The 21889-nt window shown below is 42.5% G+C and carries 20 protein-coding genes and 1 tRNA gene; 10 read left to right on the top strand and 11 right to left on the bottom strand.

Annotation, left to right across the window (positions count from 1 at the left end):
* Positions 1 to 11 precede the first annotated feature (11 nt).
* From Q8M62_RS10160 to polX, 7 genes are all read right to left on the bottom strand, one after another.
* Entirely contained in the window at positions 12 to 938 is a 927-nt protein-coding gene (locus Q8M62_RS10160; protein ID WP_304902087.1) for a DUF4097 family beta strand repeat-containing protein, read from the bottom strand.
* Between the two features lie 10 nt (positions 939 to 948).
* On the bottom strand, positions 949 to 1776 hold the full coding sequence (locus Q8M62_RS10155) for a hypothetical protein (protein WP_304902086.1): 828 nt from the start codon (positions 1774 to 1776) through the stop codon (positions 949 to 951).
* A 56-nt stretch (positions 1777 to 1832) separates the two neighbouring features.
* Complete coding sequence (locus Q8M62_RS10150; protein ID WP_304902085.1) at positions 1833 to 2876, bottom strand: outer membrane beta-barrel protein; 1044 nt, start codon at positions 2874 to 2876, stop codon at positions 1833 to 1835.
* A gap of 35 nt (positions 2877 to 2911) precedes the next feature.
* Positions 2912 to 3724, bottom strand: coding sequence for a hypothetical protein (locus Q8M62_RS10145; RefSeq protein ID WP_304902084.1), 813 nt, complete (start codon positions 3722 to 3724; stop codon positions 2912 to 2914).
* Complete coding sequence (locus Q8M62_RS10140) at positions 3717 to 4286, bottom strand: RNA polymerase sigma factor (protein ID WP_304902083.1); 570 nt, start codon at positions 4284 to 4286, stop codon at positions 3717 to 3719. Before Q8M62_RS10140 ends, Q8M62_RS10145 begins: the two co-directional genes overlap by 8 nt.
* 147 nt (positions 4287 to 4433) lie before the next feature.
* The gene (locus Q8M62_RS10135) at positions 4434 to 4721 is read right to left on the bottom strand and encodes a hypothetical protein (protein ID WP_304902082.1); all 288 of its coding nucleotides are present in this window, start codon (positions 4719 to 4721) and stop codon (positions 4434 to 4436) included.
* Positions 4722 to 4904: 183 nt separating this feature from the next.
* The gene (gene polX / locus Q8M62_RS10130; protein ID WP_304902081.1) at positions 4905 to 6608 is read right to left on the bottom strand and encodes a DNA polymerase/3'-5' exonuclease PolX; all 1704 of its coding nucleotides are present in this window, start codon (positions 6606 to 6608) and stop codon (positions 4905 to 4907) included.
* Positions 6609 to 6814: 206 nt separating this feature from the next.
* Between polX and Q8M62_RS10125 the strand changes: the two genes are divergently transcribed.
* From Q8M62_RS10125 to Q8M62_RS10110, 4 genes are read left to right on the top strand one after another with little or no spacing between them, the layout of a single operon-like run.
* On the top strand, positions 6815 to 7213 hold the full coding sequence (locus Q8M62_RS10125; RefSeq protein WP_304902080.1) for an EVE domain-containing protein: 399 nt from the start codon (positions 6815 to 6817) through the stop codon (positions 7211 to 7213).
* Positions 7210 to 8826: a transcriptional regulator gene (locus Q8M62_RS10120; protein ID WP_304902079.1), complete on the top strand. Its 1617-nt coding sequence runs from the start codon at positions 7210 to 7212 to the stop codon at positions 8824 to 8826. Before Q8M62_RS10125 ends, Q8M62_RS10120 begins: the two co-directional genes overlap by 4 nt.
* Positions 8827 to 8860: 34 nt before the next feature.
* Positions 8861 to 9409, top strand: coding sequence for a bifunctional pyr operon transcriptional regulator/uracil phosphoribosyltransferase PyrR (pyrR, locus tag Q8M62_RS10115; RefSeq protein ID WP_304902078.1), 549 nt, complete (start codon positions 8861 to 8863; stop codon positions 9407 to 9409).
* A 2-nt stretch (positions 9410 to 9411) separates the two neighbouring features.
* Entirely contained in the window at positions 9412 to 10338 is a 927-nt protein-coding gene (locus Q8M62_RS10110; protein WP_092728845.1) for an aspartate carbamoyltransferase catalytic subunit, read from the top strand.
* A gap of 93 nt (positions 10339 to 10431) precedes the next feature.
* On the opposite strand, the gene Q8M62_RS10105 is transcribed toward Q8M62_RS10110, so the two are convergent.
* The gene (locus Q8M62_RS10105) at positions 10432 to 11037 is read right to left on the bottom strand and encodes a hypothetical protein (RefSeq protein ID WP_304902077.1); all 606 of its coding nucleotides are present in this window, start codon (positions 11035 to 11037) and stop codon (positions 10432 to 10434) included.
* Positions 11038 to 11210: 173 nt separating this feature from the next.
* Here Q8M62_RS10105 and Q8M62_RS10100 point away from each other — a divergent pair, with 173 nt between their 5' ends.
* The 4 genes from Q8M62_RS10100 (at position 11211) to Q8M62_RS10085 (ending at position 15812) form a co-directional block, all read left to right on the top strand.
* Entirely contained in the window at positions 11211 to 11927 is a 717-nt protein-coding gene (locus tag Q8M62_RS10100) for an ABC transporter ATP-binding protein (protein ID WP_304902076.1), read from the top strand.
* Positions 11920 to 13557, top strand: coding sequence for a putative ABC exporter domain-containing protein (locus tag Q8M62_RS10095; RefSeq protein ID WP_304902075.1), 1638 nt, complete (start codon positions 11920 to 11922; stop codon positions 13555 to 13557). Before Q8M62_RS10100 ends, Q8M62_RS10095 begins: the two co-directional genes overlap by 8 nt.
* Before the next feature lie 224 nt (positions 13558 to 13781).
* Positions 13782 to 15149 carry a pyridoxal-phosphate dependent enzyme gene (locus tag Q8M62_RS10090; protein ID WP_304902074.1) on the top strand — a complete coding sequence of 456 codons (1368 nt, stop codon included), beginning with the start codon at positions 13782 to 13784 and terminating at the stop codon, positions 15147 to 15149.
* Positions 15150 to 15158: 9 nt separating this feature from the next.
* Positions 15159 to 15812, top strand: coding sequence for a hypothetical protein (locus Q8M62_RS10085; protein ID WP_304902073.1), 654 nt, complete (start codon positions 15159 to 15161; stop codon positions 15810 to 15812).
* Positions 15813 to 16042: 230 nt separating this feature from the next.
* Here Q8M62_RS10085 and Q8M62_RS10080 read toward each other — a convergent pair whose 3' ends face one another.
* Complete coding sequence (locus Q8M62_RS10080) at positions 16043 to 16330, bottom strand: hypothetical protein (protein ID WP_304902072.1); 288 nt, start codon at positions 16328 to 16330, stop codon at positions 16043 to 16045.
* A gap of 648 nt (positions 16331 to 16978) precedes the next feature.
* The gene (locus Q8M62_RS10075; protein WP_370690577.1) at positions 16979 to 17707 is read right to left on the bottom strand and encodes a lysophospholipid acyltransferase family protein; all 729 of its coding nucleotides are present in this window, start codon (positions 17705 to 17707) and stop codon (positions 16979 to 16981) included.
* 380 nt (positions 17708 to 18087) lie between these two features.
* On the opposite strand from Q8M62_RS10075, the gene rpsA reads away from it, so the two are divergent.
* Positions 18088 to 19860 (top strand): 30S ribosomal protein S1, encoded by a 1773-nt coding sequence (gene rpsA / locus Q8M62_RS10070; protein ID WP_304902071.1) that lies wholly within the window; start codon positions 18088 to 18090, stop codon positions 19858 to 19860.
* A gap of 292 nt (positions 19861 to 20152) precedes the next feature.
* Here the strand turns inward: rpsA and Q8M62_RS10065 are convergent.
* Positions 20153 to 20223, bottom strand: a tRNA-Cys gene (locus tag Q8M62_RS10065).
* A gap of 365 nt (positions 20224 to 20588) precedes the next feature.
* Between Q8M62_RS10065 and Q8M62_RS10060 the strand changes: the two genes are divergently transcribed.
* Positions 20589 to 21854, top strand: a complete 1266-nt coding sequence (locus tag Q8M62_RS10060; protein WP_304902070.1) for a c-type cytochrome — start codon at positions 20589 to 20591, stop codon at positions 21852 to 21854.
* Positions 21855 to 21889 lie beyond the last annotated feature (35 nt).

The following is a 21889-nucleotide window of genomic DNA, read 5'->3' as shown; positions in this document are numbered from 1 at the left end:
ATCTCAAATTTTCAATTTACAATGGTGATGTTTCCGGAGGTGATATTTCCCCTAACCCATGATCCTGAACCGTTGTCAAGTTCAAGCGTTTTGCCGGTGTTGACTCCGCCGACTTTCAGATTTCCCGAGGAGGCTTTGAGTGAGAAGTTAAAGTCCTTGAGGTTGGAAGGAGTCTGAATGTTGAAATTTCCTGAGCTACCACTTAAGCGTGTATTTTCACCCAATCCAGCATTGGTTGCCTTGATATTTCCTGAAGTAAATTTGATAGCCCCAAGTTTGCCTATATTGTTGAGCTTGGCATTACCGGAGGTTAAACCTATGTTGATTTCACCACCTACTTGATTTGCTTCCAGCGAACCGCTGGTGGATTCATAAGCCAAGTCTCCCTTGATTCCATTGAAATTGGCATTTCCAGAGGTGATTCCGGCAGTAACATTTCCATCTACATTACTCACATTTAAATTACCTGAGGTTGCTCTGATGGAAAGATTTCCCTGAAGGTTTTTGGCAGTGAGGTTTCCCGAAGAAACTCTCAGTGAAGTGTTTTCATTTTTGACATTCTCCACGCTGATGTTACCAGAGCTACCCTTTAAGTCAAGTGCAATTGCCTGTGGTCCGGAGATTTTGATATATCCCTTATTTTTGGAGTTCCAGTTGTAGTTGCTTTGTTTTTTGGTATGCGTGATTTTTAATACATCGCCCACAGTTACAAAGATGATGTCTTGGTTACTGTCATTCGATTCCAAATAAGCTTCTACATTGACTTGAGATCCGGAACCGCCTACATAGGAGACAGTAAGCCAACCGCTATCTACCTCAATTTTATTGATACCGGGATAGGATTTTTTGGTGTCTACGATGACGTTTTGGGCAAAAGTGGCTGTAGTGACCAACAGCAGGACTAGTGCCAGGGAGAGTTTGGTGAAATTGCTTTTCATGATTTGTGGATTAGTTTACGTCGAAGATTATTCCAAAGCTCATCGCCTTGAGTTCAGGTCCTTTTCCGGCTTGGAAGAGGTTATTGAGGTCTTTATTGAAAAACAGGGTAAAGTCACCGACACCGATTTCGGATCTTAGACCGTACCTGAAGTTTTCAAAATACATGTTGGACTTTTCGTATTGCTTATTCTTTTCTCCATCGGCATCTTCATAGACGAATTTTCCTCTGCCACCAAGTCTCATTCCGGCATATCCACCTACACCGAACCTAAAATTCCCGTCATTTGTGCGGACAGATGGCATCAAGGTCATATTGACAAAAGATGCGGATATTTTGGATTTGGCGCCTGTGCCGATCGGAAGTCCTGTGTCATCACGAAAATCCCGGAATTCCAGTCCTTCAGGAGTTTTATGTGCGATAATATCCCGGTCTTCAAATTTGAAGTTGTACCAGCTCACTCCCAGAGAGGATTTCAAATGGAAGTTTTTGCTGGGCTTCCAGGTTCCTGTGGAATTCAACCCCACATACCAGCTTCCCCAAGGCTTCACCGCTGGTGCACCTTGATTGGATGGCCAGATGTTGATGCCGACTTCAGATTCCAGGAAATTGTATGAAAACTTGGAAGACTTTGGGGGGCTTTGATAATTGGAATAGTCAATGTTCTCGATGTCCCATTCATAGGTTTTGGTCCCGTCGGAGAACTTGGTGACTTGCCAGGATTTACCAAATAGTGTGTAGACTTTGGTCTTTTCGCCCTGCATGGCTGTTTTTTCCTGTGCGAAAATTGGGAATGTAAGAAATAGCAGTAAAAGGGTGGTAATGTATCGTGAATTCATTGCGGGGCTGGTTTAGAATCAGTTGAAAAAGGGGAGATTTCTCTCCCCAAGAAGTTTTAGAATACAATTCCGAAGGTAATTGGATTCAGTGAAGGGCCTTTTCCAGCTTGGAAAAGCTCATTGAGATCGTAGGTGGTGAAGAAATTAACTCTTCCGATTCCCAGCTCGCCGCGGATACCATAGCGTAGGTTTTCCAGATAAAGGCCTGTGGCTTCTTTGTCTTTACGGCGGCCTGACCCATTGATTTCTTCATATACAAACTTGGATTGTCCTCCTAGCCTGTATCCGACGTAAGGCCCTGCAGCGATTCGCATTCCTTTATGTCCTTTGTCGTTCATTTTTCCAAAATCCAATTCCAGCATAGTCATGGCAGTGAGGTAAGAGGAGGAAAGTTTGCTTTTGAATCCATTTACATCAGTTCGCTGAAGAAAATCAATGGCTTCCTCTCCTCGCACTGCCTGGAAATCCCGGTTTTCAAATTTGAAATTGTAGAATTGAAATCCGATTCCGAAGTCCCAATGGAACCCCTTAGAGATTCGCTGTGCGGCCATCCAGTTAAGTCCTACCATCCAGCTTCCCCAGCCTTTGACGGCATATGGTTTATCAGAAGTGGGGAAAGAACCATTTTCCAGCACATTATTTACGCCCAAATCCAAATTGAAATAGGATCTGAATGGAGGGTCTGAGTGTTTTTTGGTTCCGGTTTCCACCTTCACACGGGTATTGTCGCCTGATTCATCCACATAAACCCGCATTCCTCCAACTTTGACTTCGGTACTTCCTCCATTTTCATGGACTTTGACGACTTCTTTTACAGATCCGTCACGCTTCTTGATCTCAACGATGGTGAGTTCTCCTGTTTCCTTATTTTCTTCCAGATCCAGCTCGCTGATGATCTGATTGATGTTCATGAGTTTGAGTTTTTCAAAGTCTTCTTTGGACTCGACGATGATCACTACTTTTCCGGATTTTCCGAATTCGACTACGACGCTGTCTTTCTGGATTCCGGATTCGGTGAGGACAGGATAATCTTTCAGGCTGGATGCAAAAGCGACCTGAACCAGTGCCATAAGGCAAAACAAAAGCAGGTATTTTTTCATAATAATTTCAATTAAAAGAGGTGAGTTGGTTTAGTTTACCTTTTTTCCTCCGCTTGATTTTTTCTTGATGTCAGCGAAGCAAAGAGGTTGTCTTTTTTGTCTTGGAGGCTGATTAATCCTTCATCAACTTTGCCCAGTAATTCTTCCACCTGGCCTACAGTCTTGCCAAGTTCGGTAATCAGATTTTTTTCCTGAGGCTCGCCTTTTTTGACTCCGTTGGAGTAAATGCTCACCCGATAGAGTGGTTCTTCATCTGCCGGAGCGGTAGTTTGAGCGACCATTTTTTCGATTTCAGGAGTTTTCAATTTGGGTAAGTCTACCTGGATCTCCTCGGTCTTGAGCTCAGGGGTAGCTACCGAAATTGGTTTGGAAACAGGCTCAGATTCAAGCTGAGCAATCAGATTTTTTGGAGCCTGAGTCAAAGCCGGAGAAGTAGTTGGTTTAGTTTTCTGAGTGGTACTTGGCTTTGTTTCAGGTTTGGTTTGAGCGGTTTCAGTTTTGAAGTCAGGATTTTCTGTCGTCTTGTCTAGCTCTACTGATTCAATGATTTCACTTGAATTCAAAGGAACTTCAATGCTTGTTTCGGTTTGATTTTTCTGTGGCAGTTCGGTCTTTTCTGCCACAAAGGTTTCCGGTGAGACTTTGCCGTCTGTGGGCCAAAACGAGTATCCGGCCACGAGTAAGGCAGTGACTGATGCAGCGATCGCCCACCAAATCCCGAATGTAGGTTTGGATTCTTTGGGAAGCTGGCTTTCGAGCCTTTCCCAGGCGAGTGCACTTGGTTTTTCCCGATGTCCGTCCAGCTTTTCCCTGAAATGCTGATCGAATTGTTCGTTTGTCTTAGCCATGGTTAGTCTTTGTTTTGGGTTGCAGACTGGCAATTTTTTCTTTGAGCGCTGTTCGGGCTCGGTTGAGCTGAGATTTGGATGTGCTTTCGGTGATTCCGAGCATATCCGCAATTTCCTGATGGGCGAAGCCTTCGATCGCATACAGATTGAACACCGTACGATATCCGACAGGCAGACTTTGAACCAGTTCCATCAATTCGGCTGCCTCAAGTTGAGTCAGTTCGTAGTGTTGGTTGCTGTATTCCAATTCCGGTTCCAGATTGACTTCCATCATCAGATGACGATTGCTTCTCAAGGTCATGAGCGCCTGAGTGACGACGATTCGCTTCATCCATCCTTCAAAACTCCCCTTTGCCTGAAACTGTGGCAGCTTTTCGAAGATTTTCATAAAACTCTCAATCATCACATCCTCGGCATGTTCGCGATCTTTGAGGTATCGCATGCAGATGGCCAGAAATTTCCCTGAATAGGAATCATACAAGTGACGCTGGGCTGACCGATCACCCTTGAGGCATCCCTTAATAAGTCCTTCTTCAGTAGAAAAATTGGGTCTGTTAAACATTCCGGTTGGCTTTCGAATAGGTAGATGCAAGGGGGTAAAAAATGGTTGCGTTCAGTTGTGAAAAAAAGTTAACTATTTTCAAACATAAAATAAAAAGCCTGATAATCAAGTGATTTCAGGCTCCATTAATAGTTCCATTCTTTTTTTTCAAAGTGAAAAAATGAAAAAGAGCAGAGCCACACCTAAGATGAGAATCATCATTTGTGCCTTTTCTTTGTTCTCTTTGGACAGTTTTCGCTTTTTCAGGACCAAAATCGCCAAACCCAAGCCGGCAAACTGTAAGAGTAAGCTTACACCATTGAGTGGTCCCATGGGTGCTTGAACATAATTCCAGTTGGAATTCAGGATAGAAAGTGCGCCCAACACAATTCCCGTGATTCCGAAAAGGAAGGAACGTTGCAAGAGGACAGGTTCGGGAAGGTCAGACCATTTCATTTTTAAAGTATCAAGTATTTAGATTTTAGTATCAAGACAACGAGAAGCAAAAGCCGAGAGGCAAGAAGCAAGAGGACCGATGCCGGGTGTCGGATGACCGATGTAGTCCCGTTCGTGTACAGCTAACCAATAACTAATAACCACTTGCCTTTTAGCTATCTACAAACTGCCACTACCAACTGCCTACCTCAACCCAGCCTTTCGGCCCGCAAAGTACGCAGCAATTTCTTCCCCGCTGAGGGCATTGAGCGTCATTTCTTTGGTAAGGCCTCCTTTTCTTCCAATCAAAACCCCATATTTCATATCCGCATAGCCGTCCATTTCATGGGCATCGGGGTTGATGGCCAGTTTTACCCCCTGATCCATGGCGTAGCGTACCCATCTCCAGTCAAGATCAAGTCTCCAGGGATTTGCGTTGATTTCAATCACCACCTGATGAGCTGCGCAGGCATCGATGATCGCTCGGTGGTCAATGGGGTAGCCTTCTCTTCGCAGCAAAAGTCTGCCGGTCGGATGGCCAAGTATCGTAGTGTAGGGATTGGATATTGCTCTTAGCAATCGCTCTGTGGCTCTTTTTACATCCATATTCAAAATGGAATGGATAGAAGCCACCACAAAATCGAAGCTGGCCAATACATCCACAGGGTAGTCCAAACTGCCGTCTCCCAAAATGTCACTTTCGATCCCTTTGAAAATTTTAAACGGGGCCAACTCTTTGTTTAGCTCATCTATTTCGGCCTGTTGTTTTATTACCTTTTCGATGTCCAATCCTCCTGCGTAGCTCGCTGTCCGGCTATGATCAGAGATTCCGAGGTATTCAAAGCCCAAAGACTTGCAGTACTCGGCCATTTGCCGAAGGCTATGCTTACCATCACTGTAGGTGGAGTGGTTGTGAAGGATTCCTTTTAGGTCAGCATCCTGAAGCAGTTCGGGAAGCTTGTTTTCTTTTGCCAGTTCGATTTCTCCAAAACCTTCCCGCATTTCTGTTGGGATAAACTGAAGACCGTTTTTGGTAAAAAATTCTTCTTCACTGCTGAAGTCATTCTTTTTCAGTTTTTCGGATACAGTTTCAGTGTCATCGACCAAACCGGTCAAATGATGTTTGGAAGCAGAAAGCGCCATCTTTTTCCACAAAAAATCAGCGGCTGTACACAGATGAACCGTCACCTTGAGATCAAGATCTTTTAATTTTCCCCTCAAGGTTTTGGGCCCTGATTCGGCTGGCACCCATTCAATTTCATCAAAAGATTTCAGCCCGGATTTAGCAGTTTCAAGCTGATCAGATCCAACCAGAATTTCCGCTTTGGAGATGATCTCCAGTTTTCTTGCAAAATCCCCAACTACTGCCAACTGCACCTTCGGAAGCAAGTTTTTCAGTGCTGATTCCAGTTTGGCAATTGCCTCTTCGATATCGGCATAGAGCCATTTTCCCGAATTGGAGGCTTTGAACTCCAGGTTTTGGATGATGGTATCCTGCGTTTTTTCTCCAAACCCTTTGATTAGTGCCACTTTTCCGCTTTGGCAGGCTTCCATGAGTTCGTGAGTGGAGGTGATGCCCAACTCTTCCCAGAGGGTCTTGACTTTCTTTGGTCCCAATCCTTTGATTTGAAGGATTTCAAGAATTCCTGTTGGAGTTTTTTCTAAAAGTGAATCTAAAGCCGGAAAAGTTTCTGACACTTTTAGCTGCTGGATCGCTTCGATGATGCTTTTTCCGATTCCGTTAATTTGAGCAAGTGCAGCATCGTTGAGGCTCATAATATCCTGATCTCCACGTTCGAGCGATGTCAGGGCGCTTTGATAGCTACGGATCTTAAAAGGGTTTTCGTCGTGAAGCTCCATCAGCTGAATACTCAGCTTTAGTTTCTTTAAAATAGTTTTATGATCCAAAACAGTTAGTTTTTCGTGTCAGTAATCAGACAAATGTCTTTAATTATTGTTTCAATTTAAAGAACGAACGTCTAACTTATGTCGGAAGATTACTAGCAGACAGTATTCAGCCTGAGTGTTCTGGTGGAAATGATCCATGTACAACGAATGACGAATTACGACTAACTATTTACCACTAACAAATAACCATTAACACTTAACCCACTATGAACTACTGGATGGTCAAAACGGAACCCAGCTCTTATTCTTGGGAGGATTTTGTGAAAAAAGGAGAAGACATTTGGGATGGTGTGCGAAATTATCAAGCCCGAAATTTCCTTAAAGAAATGCAGCAGGGCGACCCGGTTCTTTTTTATCACAGTGGAAAGGACAAAGCGGTAGTTGGGATTGCAGAAGTATCAGCGGAGGCATTTCCGGATCCAAAAGAGGAGACGTGGGTGGCCGTAAGCCTAAAGGCAAAACAAGCACTCAAGAATCCCGTGACCTTGGAAACCATCAAAGCTGAAGACGGGCTGACTGAAATGTTGATGTTACGTCAATCCAGACTTTCGGTCATGTCTGTGACTAAAGAAGAATTCAACTTGATTCTGACTCTGAGCAAATGAAAACCTTTCTCACTCTCTTGTTTTTTTTAAGTCTAGGCGCTGCACTTCAGGCTCAGGTGAAATTTGTTTCCAGATTTGAAGTGCCCACAGAGCCCTATGATCCTATTTTTGAAATGATGCGCTTGCCCGATGGACTGGTCTCTTTTAGGACATTTCAAGCACGCAGTTTTACAAGCCCAAAAGTTTTTCAATTTTTTGTTTCAGATTTTGATCTAAATACCCGGGGATTGGTTGAGCTCAACCTCCGGCCAGGTTTTGATATGATTGGCTACGACACGGATGGTTCCAATCTTTTTGTGTTGATGTCAAAAGGGTTCAATACCAACGCTGACAAGTACATTCTGCAAGTTAATCTGGTGACCAATCAAGGCTTTGAATATGCCGCTGATAACCTGCTCAACATAGAATTGGTGGAGTTTTTGGTTCAAAATCGCAAAGCTGTTTTTATGGGTAATGCCGAAGGAAGGCCAGCGCTTCAGATTTTTGATTTGGACGATAAAAGTATCCATACTGTGCAGGGAGTCTATGGAAACAATACGCAAGTGCTTCAAATCCGGAAAATGCCTGAATTGGAATCCCTAGAAGTTGTGGTGAGCAGACGGGGACAATATAAAAACAGGGAGACTTCTATTTTAACTTTTGATATGTTGGGGAATCTCGTCCGGGAAGTAAAGGTGGACCAGTTTGGCGAGCCGGGTCAGGAGATTCTTGAGGGTTTGCTCTTGGCGGATCAAAACTATCAACAGGTAATGATAGGGGCTTTTGGTCTGGAGGGGCGAAGCGGATACCAAGGGGCTTATATTATGGAAATCAATGAATTCGGAGAGTATGGTTTCAAACTCTACACGTTGGAAGACTTTCCGAATTTTTTCAATTACCTGCCGGAAAAGCAGAAAAATAAACGAGATCAAGCAGTTCAGAAGGACCTCGGGAGATCCAAAGTTCCGCTGATAAAAAACACATTTTCAATTCGGGATGTGAGGGAAACCAACGACGCGTATTACCTGTATTTTGATCAGATTAATATCATAAGCGCCAGAGGGGGGCGTCCAGGAGGATTCTCTCCAACAAATTCCTATCGCTATGACCGAATCAATCGCATGGGATATGTGCCGTATTATATGGACCCATTTATTGCGCCGGGGATGCCACTTCAAGCCTACACCTTTTCAAACGAGTACCAATATGAGTCTGCGCATATCATAAAAATATCTAAGGAAGGTCAAGTCCTTTGGGATAATGCCGCGACCTTTAATGGATTTACTACAGATTATCCTGAGCCATTTGGAGAAATAGCCATCGTAGACGATGATGTATATCATCTCTATGCCGTGGATGACGTGATCAAGGCCAGTTTTTTCAGAAATGGGGAGAAGATTTTTGAACAGATGAGTTTTCCACTGGAGCCCGCAGATCCAAACGATCGAATCAAAAACACTGATTTTACCACACTTCGCCTAGTGCACTGGTATGATCGGTATTTCATCCTGACTGGACAGCAATCGATTCGATTTTTAAATTCCAGTGGCAGAGAAGAAACTCGCGAGGTCTTTTTTATAAATAAAATTCTGGTGAATGGTGATTTGTACCAGCCAGTGGAAGTTCGGGAGTAGTTTTATTTTCTATATTTACGCCCAAATCCAACCTATGCAAAAGCGGCTTGTACTCGATCAGCAGCAGATTGCCATCACTCTGAAGCGATTTTGCTACCAACTTATAGAAAATCATGACGATTTTGAGAATACCGTGATCCTGGGGCTTCAGCCACGTGGCACTTTACTTTTAGACAAAATCGTAGCGCTTTTAAAAGAGATATCAGGGATTGAAGTCCCCTCAGGATATTTGGATGCCACTTTTCATCGGGATGATTTTCGAAGAAGAGATTTCCCCCTCAAAGCCAATGAAACAAAAATTGACTTTCTGGTTGAAGGAAAAAAAGTAATCCTCATCGATGATGTACTCTACCAAGGGAGGTCTGTTCGGGCAGCGATGGATGCGATGATCGCATTTGGGCGACCACAGAAAGTCGAATTGATGGTATTGGTAGACCGAAGACTGACACGGGATTATCCTATTATGCCTGACTACTTTGGTGTAAAAGTAAATACGCTGGACAGTCAATACGTCGTGGTGGAATGGAAAGAGCAGGGTCACCCGGCAGATGCAATTTGGATCACAGAGAAAGTTAAAAATTAACCATGTCGCAACTTAGCACCAAACACCTGCTTGGAATCAAAGACATCACCGAGGCCGATATTCGCCTGATTCTCGAGACAGCAGCCAATTTTAAGGAAGTGATCAATCGGCCGATCAAGAAAGTTCCTTCCCTTCGCGACATTACCATTGCCAATATTTTTTTTGAAAACTCCACCCGCACCCGACTCTCCTTTGAACTTGCCGAAAAGCGCCTCAGTGCCGATGTGGTCAACTTCTCCTCCTCAAACAGTTCAGTAAAAAAAGGGGAAACCCTGGTCGATACGGTCAATAATATCCTTGCGATGAAAGTGGACATGGTAGTCATGCGTCACGCGAGTCCGGGGGCGCCACATTTTTTGGCCAGAAATATCAAAGCAAACATCGTCAACGCCGGTGACGGTACACATGAGCATCCCACTCAGGCACTTTTGGATGCCTTTTCCATGCAGGAAAAACTTGGAGATCTTGCAGGAAAGAAAGTCGCCATCATCGGTGATATACTTCATTCCAGAGTTGCCCTTTCCAATATATTTTGTCTTCAAAAGTTGGGGGCTGAGGTGATGGTTTGCGGACCGATTACACTTTTACCAAAGTACATTGCCAGCTTGGGAGTGAAAGTGGAGTTGGATGTGAAAAAGGCACTGGAATGGTGCGATGTAGCCAATGTGCTCAGAATCCAGCTGGAGCGGCAGCAGATCAAATATTTCCCAAGCTTAAGAGAATACTCCCTTTATTACGGGATTAATAAAAAGATGCTTCAGGCGCTGAATAAGGAAATTGTAATTATGCACCCCGGGCCGATCAACCGTGGCGTGGAACTGAGTTCGGATGCGGCAGATTCCGAGCATTCCATCATTCTCAATCAGGTAGAAAATGGAGTGGCCGTACGAATGGCTGTTCTCTATCTTTTGGCTGGAATCAAGGGGTAGATCATAAGTGGTTACAAATAAAAAAATGGCGGTAAAATCATCTTTACCACCATTTTTTTTGATCTCAAATTTTAAATCCCGAATCTCAAACTTTTATTTCCCCCACTTTCCTCCTCCGACAAAAAAGCCGAGGGTAAATCCAAAGTATTCGTTGACAGCTTCTCCGATCACTTGACCGCTCACATTTTGAAGATCACTGGTAGGTACAAAATTGTATTCAGCACCAATTCGGAATTTACCTAATTCTATACCTGCTCTTAGCATCGGTGCCCAGGCAAAGGAGGCTTCCAAATTACCAACATCACCATCTCCAAAGTCAGAATCATCTATTTTGACACTACTCAAGGCATAGTACCCAAATCCTCCACCGATATAAGGTGCGACACGACTGTTCCCATTATTGAAGTAGTAGTTTAGAGTACCTGCCATCGAGGCATTCGCTGAAACCTCTCCATTATAATCCTGAGGAATGGAATAGTAAGTCACATCTTTTGCCAAAGCAGCTACTCCCAATCTTAATCCAAAGGCGAGATTGTCACTTAATAAAATCTGAGGCTCCATGTTTACCAAAGCTCCGATCCCTCCTCCTTTAGGCATTGCCGCGCCAAAGTCCATCTGATAGCGAAAACCTCCTGCTCGCTGAGCATTCACTGCGTGAATTGAGAGCATAATCATGACTACTGCGAAAAGTTTTTTCATATTTTTTCGTTTTGAAATTTCAATTTTATAAAAAAGATTCAAATCAGCATAACAGGCAGGCTTAGCTATTGTTATTTCCTTTGAAACTTCATTGATGGATTAAATTCTGCATTGCTCCACCCATGTCTGGCACAACCGAGCTATTTTGCGGAATATCAACAAAATTATTTAAGATGCTCACTGTTTCCAATTTGATCAAAAAATACGGCAAGCAAAATGCAGTCGATGACATTTCCTTTCACCTTGATGGAGGGGAGGTGGTCGGCCTTCTTGGTCCGAACGGGGCAGGAAAAAGTACGACCATAAAATGTATTGTGGGATTGCTTCGCAAAACGTCCGGGGAAATCACTATTGGAGGGCATGATCATTTGAGTGTCGAGGCCAAGCGCTTTTTTAGCTACATCCCTGAGACACCTTATGTCTACGATTTACTGACGGTGAAAGAGCACATGCAGTTTATTGCCCAAGCCTACGGAGTGAAAGACTGGCAGGGTAAGGCAGGAGAACTGATGGAAATGTTTGAATTGGATGATAAGGCCAATAAATTAGGTCGCGATCTTTCTAAGGGCATGCGCCAAAAAGTATCGATTTGTTGTGCACTGTTGCCTGATCCGCAATTACTGTTTTTTGATGAGCCGATGATCGGTCTGGACCCTAAAGCGATTAAAAACACCAAAGAGGTTTTTAAAAATCTGAAAGAAGCCGGAAAAACTATTTTGGTGAGCACGCACTTGATCGACAGTGTGGAGACGATCGCCGATCGGATTATGATCCTGAAAGACGGTAGCATCATCGGAAATGACACCATCGCCAATCTCAAGCAGCAAGCTGCGCAAAGTGAAATTTCATCCTTGGAGGATCTGTTTTTAGAAATGACCAAAGATGCATGAAATAAAGATTTTGCTGAGAAAGGATCTGTATATCCTTGTCAACAATCTAAAACTGATTTTGCGAAACCCTTTCCGGTTATTACCCTATGCCGGATTCCTAGCCTATTTTGTTTTTATCTACAGCCAAAGATCAAAGGAAAGAAGGTCGGAGGACTTGGGTGATATTCAAAATTTGGATCTCAACGGGATGCCACAAGCCGATTTTGGTGTTCAAAATGTAATCGGTGGAATTACCATTCTGGCTTTGGGTTTTTTGGTGTTTCAGCTTTTTCGAGCGACCAAAAATAATGTCAGCTTTTTCAAAATGGCAGATGTGAATTTGCTGTTCACCGCACCTGTTAAACCCGAAAACCTGCTTTTGTACTATATGGCGAGGTCGATTTTGCCTTCCTTAGGCGGGGCTTTGCTGTTTATTGTATACGGTGCCAGTCAGATGGCGAGCCAATTCGAATTGAACCTGGGAAATGCGATCTTTCTTGTTTTGGGATTTGCGCTATTCTTTTTCATGATTTTCCCTATCCGGTTTTTGATTTACACCCTTCATACCAAATATGGCGTGATGGAATATATCCGAGGCGGAATCATTGGTTTGGGATTGGCCCTTACCTTGATGATCCTGATTCCCGGCCTGATGGCGGAGAAATTCTGGCAGGGCATGTTTTCATGGATTGCTTCTCCATGGTTTAGTTTATTTCCACTGGTAGGTTGGAGCAGGGGAATTATGAGTTATGTATCTCATGGGAATGTTCTACTTTCCGTTTCCTTCATTGGATTGTATGGTTTGACCTATTTTACCGTGGTCAAGTTAGTGATTCGATATGCAGGATATTACTATGAGGATGTGCTGGAGGCGACCAAAACCAACGAAGACAAGCTGGACAAAGTCCGGGGTAAGCAGGAAGTGGATGAGGGAACGTACAGCCTAAATGCAAAAAAACAGTTGGCTTTGCCGGATTTTGGGGCTGGAGCCAAGGCGTTTTACTGGAGAAATTATGTGCACAGTAGCAGGCAAGACTTTCATCCTTTGTTTGGAATTTATTCATTGAGTTTGGCAGGAATCGGGATTGTATTTGCCGGCTTATCCAATTTTGACTGGTTTTCACACAAAGTGCTTTATTTCTACCTGCTTTTCATTCTCTTTTTCTACTTCATGGCAGGCATAGGCAGAGCCAATTTCGGGGATCTGAAAAAGCCGTTTTTTATTTTGGTGCCTGCCAGTTGGTCAGCCAAGTTTTGGAATATGATCAAGTTGGATATCGTACAGATTCTACTCTTTGCAGGCGTTTTAATCATTCCTTCCGTTTTATTGGCACATGTTAGTTTAGGCTTGATTCCTTTATTTTTGGTGGGGATAGTTGTGTTCTACCTCATTGGTTTTGCGATCAATCTTATTCCACAGATTGCGCTGGATGAGGGTTGGGATCGCAAGCTTATCAAACCCTTTATGATTGGTGGGATTTTCCTGTTTGGGGTGATTCCGGCCGTGATACTGAGTGTGTTGGTTTTTATCATCACCAAGCAGTTTGTGTGGATGTTACTTACCTGTGTGATTGGAATGTCATTTGTCGCGGCGATATTGCTTCATGTCACTTTGGATGTATTGAAGCGTTTGGAGTTTAAGGAAATGTGAAAAAAGTGTTCAGTGAGCAGTCTCAGTAGGCAGTTTTTCGATAAATCAAGCGCTTAGGAGCAAAAAATTAGGCCCAAAGTTTAATGTTAAATCAGTATTTAGCCATAGTCTTCGGAGTCAATAAGAATGGTTTTTTCACAAAATATTATTTGGTTAAAAAATCTTCAATTGGCTGAGTGCAGAAAAATTCCTGTAATTTTGGCTCATCCAAATGTAACAGCACTATGATCTATAACTCCATTATCGATACGATCGGAAATACCCCGATGGTCCGCCTAAATAAACTTGCCAAAGACATCAAAGGCGAAGTCTTGGTCAAAGTGGAATACTTCAATCCGGGCAATTCTATGAAGGACCGAATGGCGATCAAAATGGTGGAGGATGCCGAAAAAGCAGGGATTTTGAAGCGAGGTGGAACCTTGATCGAAGGCACAAGTGGAAATACCGGAATGGGACTTGCTTTGGCTGCAATTGCCAAAGGGTACAAGTGCATTTTTACCATGGCGGATAAGCAGTCAAAGGAAAAAATCGACATTTTGAGAGCAGTGGGAGCGGAAGTGGTAGTTTGCCCAACAAACGTCTCCCCCGATGATCCAAGATCCTATTATTCTGTAGCCAGAAAATTGAATGCGGATATCCCCAATTCTTTTTACCCCAATCAATACGATAATCTCTCCAACACAGCGGCTCATTATGAGACTACCGGGCCGGAAATCTGGAATGACACGGATGGCAAAATCACGCATTATGCAGCCGGTGTAGGTACCGGTGGATCGATGTGTGGCACAGCCAAATTCCTGAAAGAGCAAAATCCAAACGTCGTTACAGTAGGAATCGACACCTATGGCTCTGTTTTCAAGAAATATAAGGAAACCGGAATTTTTGACGAGAAGGAAGTGTACCCTTACCTGACCGAAGGAATCGGAGAGGATATCTTGCCAAAAAATGTGGATTTCAGCTTGATTGATCACTTTATCAAAGTGACGGACAAAGACGCAGCGGTGATGACTCGTCGCTTAGCACGTGAAGAAGGACTTTTTGTAGGCTGGTCTTGTGGATCAGCAGTGCACGGCGCATTGGAGTGGGCTAAAGAAAATCTGAAAGAAGGCGATCAAATGGTGATTATTTTACCGGATCACGGAACGCGATACCTGGGCAAAGTTTACAATGACGAGTGGATGCGGAACCATGGTTTTCTGGAGGATAAGACCTATTCCACTGCCCGCGATATTATCTCTCAGCGAAATGGAAGTTATGCTATCCTTGCTGTGAAAAAGACCGATTCAGTCAAAGAAGCAATTGCTTTGATGAATGGAAAAAGTATCTCTCAAATCCCTGTGATGGAAAATGGAGAAGTCGTAGGAAGCTTGACAGACAATAAGTTGCTGTCTAAAATCATCGATAATCCGGGTTTGAAAGATGGGAAAGTGGCAGATGTGATGGAGGGCTCAATGAAGTTTGTCGCATTGGATTCTACACTTGATGTGCTTTCTTCCATGGTGGAAAAAGAAAAAGCGGTCCTGGTACGAGATACCTTGGATAATATCCATATCATCACCAAGCATGATATCTTGGAGGCGTTTACGAAGTAATTCAACAGCATGACCGAAGGACAGATCGAGAAACTTTTTCAGCAGTATCCTGAATTCAATATCCAAGAGAGTATTAGAAAGGGCTGGGAATTTTTTAAAACTCAGCCCTTGAATTCTGTTGCTTTCTCGTTGTTGATATTCACTATTCAGGGATTATCCACTTTCTATCTGGATAATTACAGCCTTCTCATTAGTATCTTAATTTCACCTTCACTTACTGCGGGCTACTTTTTGGTTGCCAATCGGATCAGCCGAGGGGTGGAAGTGGAGTTTTCCAGTTATTTTGAAGGGTTCTCCTATTGGGGGATTGTAATTGTTACTTCATTGATTTCAGGAATTTTGATCTTTTTTGGGATTTTGGCATTGGTGCTACCCGGTATTTATCTGGCAGTAGCCTTTATGTTTGGGATTCCCTTTGCTTTGTTTTCAGGAAGGGATTTTTGGTTTTCGCTTGAGCTGAGCCGAAGGCTGATTACAATGAATTGGTGGAAATTTTTCGGATTTGTGCTTGTACTGGTAGGTATCAATATTGTGGGAATTATCGTTTTTTTCGTTGGGCTATTGATTACGATACCGGTAAGTTATTATGCGATTTATGCTGTTTTTGAGGAGCTTACGGCGGATGCTTTAGCAGAACCGAAAGGAATTCCTGAGGTTGAGTAAAGTGGTTTTGACAAGTATTGGCAGTTTTTTGATTCTCTTATGTCAAGAGCAGGAGATTTGACTTGTTTAAAAAGGAACTCATTGTAAAAAAAGCACATTCCCATTTTTCGGTGAGCAAAACTTGATTTTTGAATATGGAAAAACTGGAGTAGCTAGTTTATTTGATTCAGCTAATTCAAAAAAAATCCCCCACCAAAGCTGGTAAGGGATTGATTTACTAAAATTAGCCGTCAAATCAATTCTATGGAAATGACCGCATGAATCGGTACAAAGAGCCCAGATTTCAGGATGACATGTCTGTCTGTGACTGCTATTACCGAGCATTCAACTTCAAAGATTTCATCATGATCATCTTTGAAAGTGATTTTTGATGTCTGATGATCCAGATAATGAAGTAGGATTGCCCTTTTCAACAAGAATTCCCTTTCGGTTTTTGAGTTTTTATCAAGCAACACATCATTTATGGCAAAGTTTGAAACATTAAAACTTGCCATATCATTTACAGATATAGTTTTCATAATTGAGTTTTTTAAAATGGATTTTTTAAACTGCCTTTTTGAACAGGCTTGAGTTGGGAAATCCTAAATCCTCAGATTATGATATAGTACTGAAAGGTCTTTGAAAGATGATTTGTGTGAAAAAAATAAAGCCAATCTCGCCCAACGATTGATTTGAGGGCAAAAGCAATCAGAAAGACTATGGATAAAATATCCTGATAATTTTCTATCCTGATCGTGAAATTCCTCAGAGGCTATTTGACGCTGAGTGAGACCAAAATCATTAAAATCATGTTTTGATTCGAGTACTTCAGCTTTTAGGGGAATTGTAGAAGGAGACGCCTCAGCTTTTTGATTGCCGAAGTATGCCAGAAAGAATAAGCAAAAGACGAGGGTAATTCCTTTACCGAAAAATACTGCTTTCAAAATCTTCTTTTTTTTTCAAATGTAACGAAATAATGAGCATTAAAAATTCATTTTACCGAGCTTAAATTTCTGTATTTACTTCAATCTGCCAAATTAACTCTCTGCCTTCCTCCTTATCTTTGGGTCAAGGGATTAAATTAGTCGAAATACTGAGAACCTATTTTCCGTCCTTTTGCGATTAGATGGCAGTTGGATCAGTGGTTTTTTGGCCACAACTTTTGATTCAGTACTTTTTCTTTCAGCTTATTCATGAGCCAAAATCATGGCTTCCAGGCGGTTCCGGCATTTTAATGAAAACTCATTGACTGCTGTTTGGGAAGTAAGCGGGGGTTGGATGGGTGCTGAAAAATAGACACTGACTTTACCCGGACTGAGCAAAAGTGAGCCCCGCTTCATGATTCGATTCGCTCCGATTACTGCCATGGGCAAGATTGGAATACCTGTTTCGATAGACAGCCGAAATGCTCCTTTTTGAAATGGGAGAAATGTTTCATCTGTATCATTTCTGGTACCTTCGGGGGCAACGACTATAGAACTTCCTTGATTGAGGAATTTGACGAGCTTTTCCAGGCTGATCCTTCTGGATTCGGAGTCGCTCCGATCTACCCACACAGCCAACTTTCCGATGACTTGACCGAAAACGGGGATTTTGGATAGTTCTTTTTTTCCAATGGCTCTCACTTCCTGGGGAATCACCATAGGAATAACAGGAGCATCGACAAAAGACCGATGATTGAAAATATAGATATAGGGTTTACTTCTGTCGATATGTTCCAGACCATGTATCTCGTATCGAACCCCTGAGAGAAAAGACCAAGTCCCTGCCCAAAGGCGGATGAAAAAGAAGGAGATTTTGTCTCCCTTTTGGCTTATCAATAGCGGAATCAGAACGAAAAGACCTAAAACCAGCATTAATATCACAAAAAGGATCGCTGAATAGGCTGTATAAATCCACTGGAAGAATTTGATCATCCGGAATATTCGTTAAATTTGAGTTCGAAAATTATCCTTTAACTCTTTGCTTGCAAAGCCTCGGAGCAATCCGGGGCTTTTATTTTTGTTTAAATATTGGGAATTTTCATACAGAAAAACGCAGATTGGCTCCTAGATAATCGCTGATTTTTAAATGCTCATTCGAAACTTTTCTTTAAAAACTTCTCTAAACGGAGTTGAAATTACCTTCAAATCATGCTGAATTTTCCATCATCTTGGCTGGAAATAGAAGAAAATCAGTACTTTTGCAATCCGTTCGGGTGAGCGGGGCGGTTTGTAAGTTCAAAGCGCTGATTTCTAACCACAAAACTTCAGTCAGACGACTCTAAGACTGAGGCTAATCAGAGTCAAATTTCACTATGTCTAGTACAAAAGAATTTAATTGGGAAGCCTTCGATACCAAAGGTTTCGGAGAAGGTTACACCAAAGAGCAAAGAGCTCAGATGGAAGCTATGTACACCGGTACTTTGAGCGAAATCACTGAAAAAGAAGTGATCAAAGGTGTCGTAGTAGGAGTAAATGACAAAGATGTAATCATCAACATCGGTTTCAAATCTGACGGACTGGTTCCGCTTTCTGAATTCCGTGACGTAGCCGGCATCAAGCCAGGTGACGAAGTTGAAGTATTCATCGAGGAGCAGGAAAACGCTTTGGGTCAGTTGATCCTTTCCCGTAAGAAAGCAAAGATTGTTCGTGCTTGGCAGGACATCGAAGGTGCGTTGGAAAATGACAGCGTAATCGAAGGTCTTGTAAAGAGAAGAACCAAAGGTGGTTTGATCGTAGATATCTACGGTGTAGAAGCATTCTTGCCGGGTTCTCAGATCGATGTGAAGCCTATCAGAGATTTCGATATCTATGTAGGTAAGAAAATGGAAGTAAAAGTGGTGAAGATCAACCACGCAAATGATAACGTAGTAGTTTCTCATAAGATCCTCATCGAGAAGGATTTGGAGAAGCAAAAAGCGGAAATACTCAACAACCTGGAAAAAGGTCAGGTATTGGAAGGTGTGATCAAGAACATGACCAACTTCGGTGTATTCATCGATTTGGGTGGTGTAGATGGTCTACTTCACATTACAGATATTTCTTGGGGTCGTATCAACCACCCAGAAGAAGTATTGCAGCTTGATCAGAAGGTTCAGATTGTTGTTCTTGACTTTGATGACGACAAGAGAAGAATTTCTTTGGGTATGAAGCAGTTGACTTCTCATCCTTGGGATTCGTTGGCATCCAGCCTTGAAATCGGTTCAAGAGTACAAGGTAAGATTGTAAACGTAGCGGACTACGGTGCATTCCTTGAGCTTGCTCCTGGTGTTGAAGGTTTGATTCACGTTTCGGAAATGAGCTGGTCTCAGCACTTGAGAAACCCAGCTGACTTCGTGAAAGTAGGAGACGAAATCGAAGCAGTAGTTTTGACTTTGGACAAGGACGACAGAAAGATGTCTTTGGGTATCAAACAACTTACCGAAGATCCATGGACTAAGCAGGACATGAGTACTAAGTATGCGGTGGGTTCCAAGCACAAAGGTGTCGTAAGAAACTTAACCAACTTTGGTCTTTTCCTTGAATTGGAAGAGGGAATCGACGGTTTGGTTCACGTATCTGACCTTTCTTGGACTAAGAAAATCAAGCATCCATCTGAATTTGTAAAAGTTGGTGATGAGCTTGACGTAGCAGTTCTTGAGCTTGACGTTGACAACAGAAGATTGGCGCTTGGTCATAAGCAGTTGGAAGAAAACCCTTGGGATACCTTCGAAACTGTATTCCCTGTAGGTTCAGTGCATAAGTGTACTGTCAACTCCAAGAATGACAAAGGAGCTGTTCTTGAGCTCCCATACGGATTGGAAGGATTTGCTACTGTGAAGAACTTGGAGAAAGAAGACGGTTCTCAGGTTGAGATCGGCGAATCTTTGGATTTCAAAGTGACTGAATTCTCTAAAGACGACAAGCGAATTGTGCTTTCTCACACTGCTACTTTCAAGGAAGAAGCTAAAGCTCCTAAGAAAGCTGCTGCACCTACCGGAAAGAAGAAAGAAGAATCAGTAGAGATGCCTGCTCAGGCTGAGAAATCAACTTTGGGTGATATCGGCGCGCTGGCTGAATTGAAAGAGAAAATGGAAGGAAAGAAGTAAGACTTAAGACGTTAGACTTAATACTTTAGAATTGAAAACGCCGGCTGAAAAGTCGGCGTTTTTTTTTTGAATATTTTTTACAAAAAAATAAATCCTCAAGGAAGTATGGGATTCAGTTAGAGGTGAAAAACAAATTTTCAAATAAGCTTAAAAAGGCACTCGAGGCGCCACAGGTGCTCAGGATCCGGAGTTGAGAGAGAAACTGTTTGCCGACAAATTCTCAATTGTGCAGGATATTTTACAATGCCAATAAAAAATAAAAGCATCCGTTTGGACGGATGCTTTTGAAATGAGGTCGAGAGCGGATTCGAACCGCTGTACGAGGTTTTGCAGACCTCTGCCTAGCCACTCGGCCACTCGACCATTAGTTTTCGGATGGCAAATGTAAGATTATTATTTACTTCATCAAACAATGATTTTTCAAATATTGGTTCATACAAATATTTGTTTTTTAGGGAAACCAAGGGATTTATACATTTTCAATGGGGTAAAACCTGATTATCAAGGCAGTACGTTTTTTGATCGAAAATTCCATTATTTATATCAATTCTAAATAATATTAAGCCTAAGAATGAAATTATAATCAATTGAAAGTCAATTAAATAAATATTAAAAAATAGCTATTTGAATCATTTTAAGGTATCCGAATTCTTGTTTGAATAATTAGCGTCGGGTAGTACCTTTGCAGGGGTTAAAGAGAACCTTAAAACTATTTAATTAGCTAGTATATGTTATCTAAACGCTCGTTAGTAGGAATTCGATTGAGTTTCCAGACACTGGCAGTGCTGTTTTTCATGCTGATCGGAGCCTCGGCTTATGCGGCGGATCCTGCCGTAATAGACAGTGATGAAGCCATTGCGGTAGGCAAGACTGTGTTCAACGCTAACTGTAAGACTTGTCATAAGTTGGATCAAAAATACATTGGTCCGGCATTGAGAGGCGCAACAGACAGAAATAGTGCTGAATGGGTTAAGAGATGGATTAAGAACTCAGGAGAGGTTATTGCTTCCGGTGATTCTTACGCGGTAGCCTTGTACAAAGAGTATAACAACTCCATAATGCCTGCATACACTTTCTTGAGTGATGCTGAGTTAGATGGCTTGTTATCCTACATTGAGTACGGGGACAAGGTTGATCCTGCAGCTGCAGCAGCGGCCGTTGCCGGAGGAGCAGATGGCTCGACCGGTGCTGGAGGAGGAATTCCAAGTGAATACTTGACTGTGATTTTGGGAGTATTGGTTTTGGTACTGATTCTTATTTTGGTGGTTCTGGGATTGATTATTTCAGTATTGACAAAATATATCAATAAGCAAGATCTTCCTGAGGATGAAAAAGAGTTCGTGTCCCAGAAATTTGAATTCGCTAAAGTTTTTAAAAGTGACGGATTCATAATTGTAGTTACAGCGCTGGTAATTGCCTTGGTGGCTAAAACAGCGATCGATGGCCTATATTCAGTAGGTGTACAGCAAGGCTATGCACCGGCCCAGCCGATTGCATTCTCGCATGCGCTACATGCCGGTCAATATGAAGTTGCCTGTCAATATTGCCATACCGGTGTAGAAATCGGAAAATCGGCAAACATTCCTTCAGCAAACATCTGTATGAACTGCCATACTCATATCCAAAATGTAGGTGGTAAAGAAGGGATTTCCCCTGAAATCGCAAAAATCTACGCAGCAGTAGACAATAACCAACCAATCGAATGGGTTCGGGTGCACAATCTTCCGGACTTGGCTTACTTCAATCACGCGCAGCACGTAGCAGTGGGTGGTATCGAATGCCAAACATGTCATGGTCCTATTCAGGAAATGGAAGTGGTTGGTCAGCATAGCTCTTTGACTATGGGCTGGTGTATCGATTGCCACAGACAGACTGAAGTTGCAACTCAAGGTAATGCCTACTATGATAAGTTAGTTCAACTTCACTCTGATTCTAAAGATGCTTTGAAAGTCAAAGACATCGGTGGCCTAGAGTGTGCCAAGTGCCACTATTAATTCCTTATCCTATTTGCTAATTCATTCCTAGAAAT

This window comes from Algoriphagus sp., assembly GCF_030694375.1.
Lineage (GTDB): Bacteria > Bacteroidota > Bacteroidia > Cytophagales > Cyclobacteriaceae > Algoriphagus.
Note: the sequence above shows the minus strand (reverse complement) of the source record. Positions and strands in the feature narration are given on the sequence as shown.

Coding starts and splice junctions, on each gene's coding strand:
- Q8M62_RS10160 (WP_304902087.1), bottom strand. CDS start 938: ATGAAAAGCAATTTCACCAAACTCTCCCTGGCACTAGTCCTGCTGTTG.
- Q8M62_RS10155 (WP_304902086.1), bottom strand. CDS start 1,776: ATGAATTCACGATACATTACCACCCTTTTACTGCTATTTCTTACATTC.
- Q8M62_RS10150 (WP_304902085.1), bottom strand. CDS start 2,876: ATGAAAAAATACCTGCTTTTGTTTTGCCTTATGGCACTGGTTCAGGTC.
- Q8M62_RS10145 (WP_304902084.1), bottom strand. CDS start 3,724: ATGGCTAAGACAAACGAACAATTCGATCAGCATTTCAGGGAAAAGCTG.
- Q8M62_RS10140 (WP_304902083.1), bottom strand. CDS start 4,286: ATGTTTAACAGACCCAATTTTTCTACTGAAGAAGGACTTATTAAGGGA.
- Q8M62_RS10135 (WP_304902082.1), bottom strand. CDS start 4,721: ATGAAATGGTCTGACCTTCCCGAACCTGTCCTCTTGCAACGTTCCTTC.
- Q8M62_RS10125 (WP_304902080.1), top strand. CDS start 6,815: ATGAACTACTGGATGGTCAAAACGGAACCCAGCTCTTATTCTTGGGAG.
- Q8M62_RS10120 (WP_304902079.1), top strand. CDS start 7,210: ATGAAAACCTTTCTCACTCTCTTGTTTTTTTTAAGTCTAGGCGCTGCA.
- pyrR (WP_304902078.1), top strand. CDS start 8,861: ATGCAAAAGCGGCTTGTACTCGATCAGCAGCAGATTGCCATCACTCTG.
- Q8M62_RS10110 (WP_092728845.1), top strand. CDS start 9,412: ATGTCGCAACTTAGCACCAAACACCTGCTTGGAATCAAAGACATCACC.
- Q8M62_RS10105 (WP_304902077.1), bottom strand. CDS start 11,037: ATGAAAAAACTTTTCGCAGTAGTCATGATTATGCTCTCAATTCACGCA.
- Q8M62_RS10100 (WP_304902076.1), top strand. CDS start 11,211: ATGCTCACTGTTTCCAATTTGATCAAAAAATACGGCAAGCAAAATGCA.
- Q8M62_RS10095 (WP_304902075.1), top strand. CDS start 11,920: ATGCATGAAATAAAGATTTTGCTGAGAAAGGATCTGTATATCCTTGTC.
- Q8M62_RS10090 (WP_304902074.1), top strand. CDS start 13,782: ATGATCTATAACTCCATTATCGATACGATCGGAAATACCCCGATGGTC.
- Q8M62_RS10085 (WP_304902073.1), top strand. CDS start 15,159: ATGACCGAAGGACAGATCGAGAAACTTTTTCAGCAGTATCCTGAATTC.
- Q8M62_RS10080 (WP_304902072.1), bottom strand. CDS start 16,330: ATGAAAACTATATCTGTAAATGATATGGCAAGTTTTAATGTTTCAAAC.
- Q8M62_RS10075 (WP_370690577.1), bottom strand. CDS start 17,707: ATGATCAAATTCTTCCAGTGGATTTATACAGCCTATTCAGCGATCCTT.
- rpsA (WP_304902071.1), top strand. CDS start 18,088: ATGTCTAGTACAAAAGAATTTAATTGGGAAGCCTTCGATACCAAAGGT.
- Q8M62_RS10060 (WP_304902070.1), top strand. CDS start 20,589: ATGTTATCTAAACGCTCGTTAGTAGGAATTCGATTGAGTTTCCAGACA.